The sequence below is a fragment of the Mycobacterium sp. 1245852.3 genome (assembly GCF_001669335.1).
GTDB classification, from domain to species: Bacteria; Actinomycetota; Actinomycetes; order Mycobacteriales; family Mycobacteriaceae; genus Mycobacterium; species Mycobacterium europaeum_A.
Map to the genome: position 1 here is coordinate 1 of NZ_LZLL01000537.1, position 3,305 is coordinate 3,305.

Sequence of the window (3,305 nt, forward strand, 5' to 3'; positions counted from 1 at the left end):
CGTCGGCGACGCGCTCAAAACCATCACCGCCTTCACCGAGATGGTGTCCTCGCGTGGCACCGTCGAGGGCGACGAGGACGTGCTGGGCGACGGGATTGCGTTCGCCGGGGTGGCCAAATACCCCGCGCGGGTGAAATGCGCGCTGCTGGGGTGGATGGCGTTCAAGGATGCGTTGGCCAAAGCGGCTACAGAGTTTCAGGAGGTCATGGATGAGCGAAACCACCGCGCAGGATGAGGAATTCCTCGCCGACCTCGAGGAGGCGATGCGTGACGTCGTCGACCCCGAACTCGGCATCAACGTCGTCGACCTGGGACTGGTCTACGGGCTGAACGTCGAGGCGGGCGAGGAGGGAACCGTCGCGCTGATCGACATGACGCTGACGTCGGCGGCCTGCCCGCTGACCGACGTCATCGAAGACCAGTCACGCAGCGCTTTGGTGGGCGCCGGCCTCGTCGACGACCTGCGGATCAACTGGGTGTGGAACCCGCCGTGGGGTCCGGACAAGATCACCGAGGACGGCCGCGAGCAATTGCGCGCCCTCGGCTTCACCGTCTGATAAACGCTTTTCGCGCTTTACCGCGCGCTGTCGGCGTCCCGGCCACTAGAGGTGGAAGGGCAGGTGCGGCAGGTGCAGGTGGTGATGCGGGTGCCCCATCGGCGGGCAGGTCTCCACACTGATCATCGCCGCGTGCAGTACCCCGCCGTCCTGAGTCCCTTGTGCCCCAATGCATTTCCCGTTCGTGATCGCCTGGGTGTCCGACGGGGTCTGCCGCTGGTATGAGGTCGACCCGGCGACGGTCACGTTGGTGGAGGCGCCAGGGCCGCTGGGGCCCAGACCGTTGACGGCGATGGTGTTACCCGACACCGAGGCGACCGTGCCGTAGAACCCGGCGGGCGGCGGGCATTTGCCGTCCACGGACGGGGTGACCGTCACCGCCTGCGCGGTGATCGCAGCCGGCGGCGGCGCGCTTTGCGGGGTGGCCTTGATGTTCACGCAACTGCCGGGCGTCACGTCGGTCAGCTTCGCCGGGGTGACGTCCATGACCATGGTCTGCGGCGTGTAGTCCACCGTCGCCGAACCGGTCCTCGTCCGAAGGGCGACCGTGCCACCCGAATTCGACTGCACCATGCCTTCGACGTAGTCCTTGCCTATCGGCGGGGCTGGCGGGGGCGCCGGCGCCGGTGGCGGCGCAGCGTTGGGCGCCCCGCTGGGCGGGACCGCCGTGACGGCGCGTGGCGCGCTGCTGTTCGACGCGTCGTGGGAGGGTCCACACATGGCGACGCACAGCACGAGGAAGGCGATGACGGCGCCGAGCGCGATCTGCGTCCGCCGGGTCTTCAACGATAGGGCAGCCACAGGACTCATCTCCGATCACGCGTTTCGCCGTCGTAGGCAAATACCCCCGCCGGACGCGGTTTTCACGCCGCGCCGGCGGGAGTGACGGCAATCTCAGTCAGCCGAGCCGGGGTCAGCCACCCTGGCCGGGCTGCTTGGGCTTGCCGCATTTGCCGTCGACAGCCTGTCGTAGATTGATGCTCGTCGCCTGCAGCGCGCCGCCGTTGTCCTGGGTGCCCCGCGCGTACAGGCATTTGCCGGGAGTGATCGCGTCGGTATTGGCCGGCGTCTGCTTGCTGTATTTGGTCTTGTCGTCGACCGTGACGGCCGTTTGCGTGGTGTTGCCGTTGGGATCGGTGTTGGTCAGGTTGATGGTGTTACCGGACACCGACGCCACCGAGCCGCGCACCCACGCCGGCTTCGTGGGCGCATTTGACGGCGGCAGAGACGGCGGCGTGGTGGTGGAACCGCCGGGCGCGGACTGCGGCGGCTTCGGGCAGGCGCCGTTGACGGACTGGCTGATCTTCACCGACGCGGCGGTGACGGGCTGTCCGGGCGCGGGCGTCGTCCCCTCCGTCGGCTTCACGCTGACGCAGCTGCCGGGGGTGACGTCCGGCAGCCCGGCGGGCACCGCCTCGGTGATCTTGGTGGTCGAGGTGAAGTTGACCGAAGCGGTCGCGTTGTCTTCCTTGGTGACCTGAATGGAGTTGCCCGCCACCGAGGCGATCAGGCCGCTCACCCGCGCTTCGGCGTTCGGGGTGGCCGAGGTGGTCGTCGACGTCACGACCGACGTCGAGGTCGAGGTCGAGGTCGACGGCGGACTGGACTTGTTCGAAGAGCCGCAGGCGGACAGGGATAGCGCGGTGGCCCCCGCGACGGCGAAGACCGCGAGGCGGGTGAACCGGGGCGCGTGACAGCTGGCAGACATCAACGTTTCTCCATTCGTCGGTTAAAGCCAACGTAAGGGTTTACCCGTTTAACCTGTGCCCAACCTGTGGGCGCTCAGAAGGCCGCTTCGGCCACCTTCATGATGTCGTCGTCGATGGATTCGATGACCCCGCGCAGCGCGGTCAGCCTGGGCAGCATGTTCTTGGCGAAGAACCCCGCGGTCGCGACCTTGCCCCGGTAGAACGCTTCGTCGTCGCCCGCGACATTCGCCAGCGCGCGGTGCGCGATGTCGGCCTGCACCAGCAACCTCCAGCCGATCAGCAGATCGCCGACCGCGAGCAGGTAGCGCACCGATCCCAGGCCCACCTTGTAGATCTCGTCCGCCTGCTGCGCCGCGGACATCAGGTAGCCCGTCAGCGCGCCGGTCATCGCGGTCACGTCGTCGTACGCGGTCTGCACCAGCTGCGCGACCGGCTTGAGCGCCTCGTCGACGTTGTCGATGGTCGCCGTGATCTGTCCCGTCAGGAACTGCAGCGCCTGGCCCCGATCGCGCACGATCTTGCGGAAGAAGAAGTCGAGCGCCTGGATGGCGGTGGTGCCCTCGTACAGCGAATCGATCTTGGAATCGCGGATGTACTGCTCGAGCGGATAGTCCTGCAGGAAGCCCGAACCGCCGAGCGTCTGCAGCGATTCGGTCAGCACCTCGTACGCCCGTTCCGAGCTCACCCCTTTGACGATCGGCAGCAGCAGATCGTCGATCCGGTGCGCCATTTCGTGATCGGCACCCGAAACACGTTGGGCCACAGCGTCATCCTGATGGGCGGCGGCATACATGTAGAGCGCGCGCAGGCCCTCCGCGTACGCTTTCTGCGTCATCAGGCTGCGACGCACGTCGGGATGGTGAATGATGGTGACCCGCGGCGCGGTTTTGTCCGACATCTGCGTCATGTCCGCACCCTGCACCCGCTCCTTGGCGAAGGCCAGCGCGTTCAGGTAACCCGTGGACAGCGTGCCGGCGGCTTTGACGCCGATCGTCATGCGCGCCTGCTCGATCACGGTGAACATCTGCGCGATACCCCG

The 3,305-nt window shown here is 67.2% G+C and carries 4 protein-coding genes and 1 pseudogene; 2 read left to right on the forward strand and 3 right to left on the reverse strand.

Annotation, left to right across the window (positions count from 1 at the left end):
- Nucleotides 1–235: pseudogene (locus A9W96_RS24770) on the forward strand (SUF system NifU family Fe-S cluster assembly protein); the annotation flags it as partial.
- Entirely contained in the window at nt 210–557 is a 348-nt protein-coding gene (locus A9W96_RS24775; RefSeq protein ID WP_066864419.1) for a metal-sulfur cluster assembly factor, read from the forward strand. The pseudogene A9W96_RS24770 and the gene A9W96_RS24775, both read left to right, overlap by 26 nt.
- A 45-nt stretch (nt 558–602) precedes the next feature.
- Here the strand turns inward: A9W96_RS24775 and A9W96_RS24780 are convergent, their stop codons facing one another.
- The 3 genes from A9W96_RS24780 to A9W96_RS24795 form a co-directional block, all read right to left on the reverse strand.
- Nucleotides 603–1,343 (reverse strand): DUF5666 domain-containing protein, encoded by a 741-nt coding sequence (locus A9W96_RS24780; protein WP_066879300.1) that lies wholly within the window; start codon nt 1,341–1,343, stop codon nt 603–605.
- Nucleotides 1,344–1,470: 127 nt separating this feature from the next.
- Nucleotides 1,471–2,265: a DUF5666 domain-containing protein gene (locus A9W96_RS24785; protein ID WP_197498178.1), complete on the reverse strand. Its 795-nt coding sequence runs from the start codon at nt 2,263–2,265 to the stop codon at nt 1,471–1,473.
- Between the two features lie 74 nt (nt 2,266–2,339).
- Nucleotides 2,340–3,305, reverse strand: a 966-nt coding sequence (locus A9W96_RS24795) for an acyl-CoA dehydrogenase (protein ID WP_197499633.1), incomplete at its 5' end; no start/stop codon positions are given.

Bases quoted from the DNA above. Each gene is read 5' to 3' on its own strand.
- A9W96_RS24775 (WP_066864419.1), top strand. From the start codon at position 210: ATGAGCGAAACCACCGCGCAGGATGAGGAATTCCTCGCCGACCTCGAG.
- A9W96_RS24785 (WP_197498178.1), bottom strand. From the start codon at position 2,265: ATGTCTGCCAGCTGTCACGCGCCCCGGTTCACCCGCCTCGCGGTCTTC.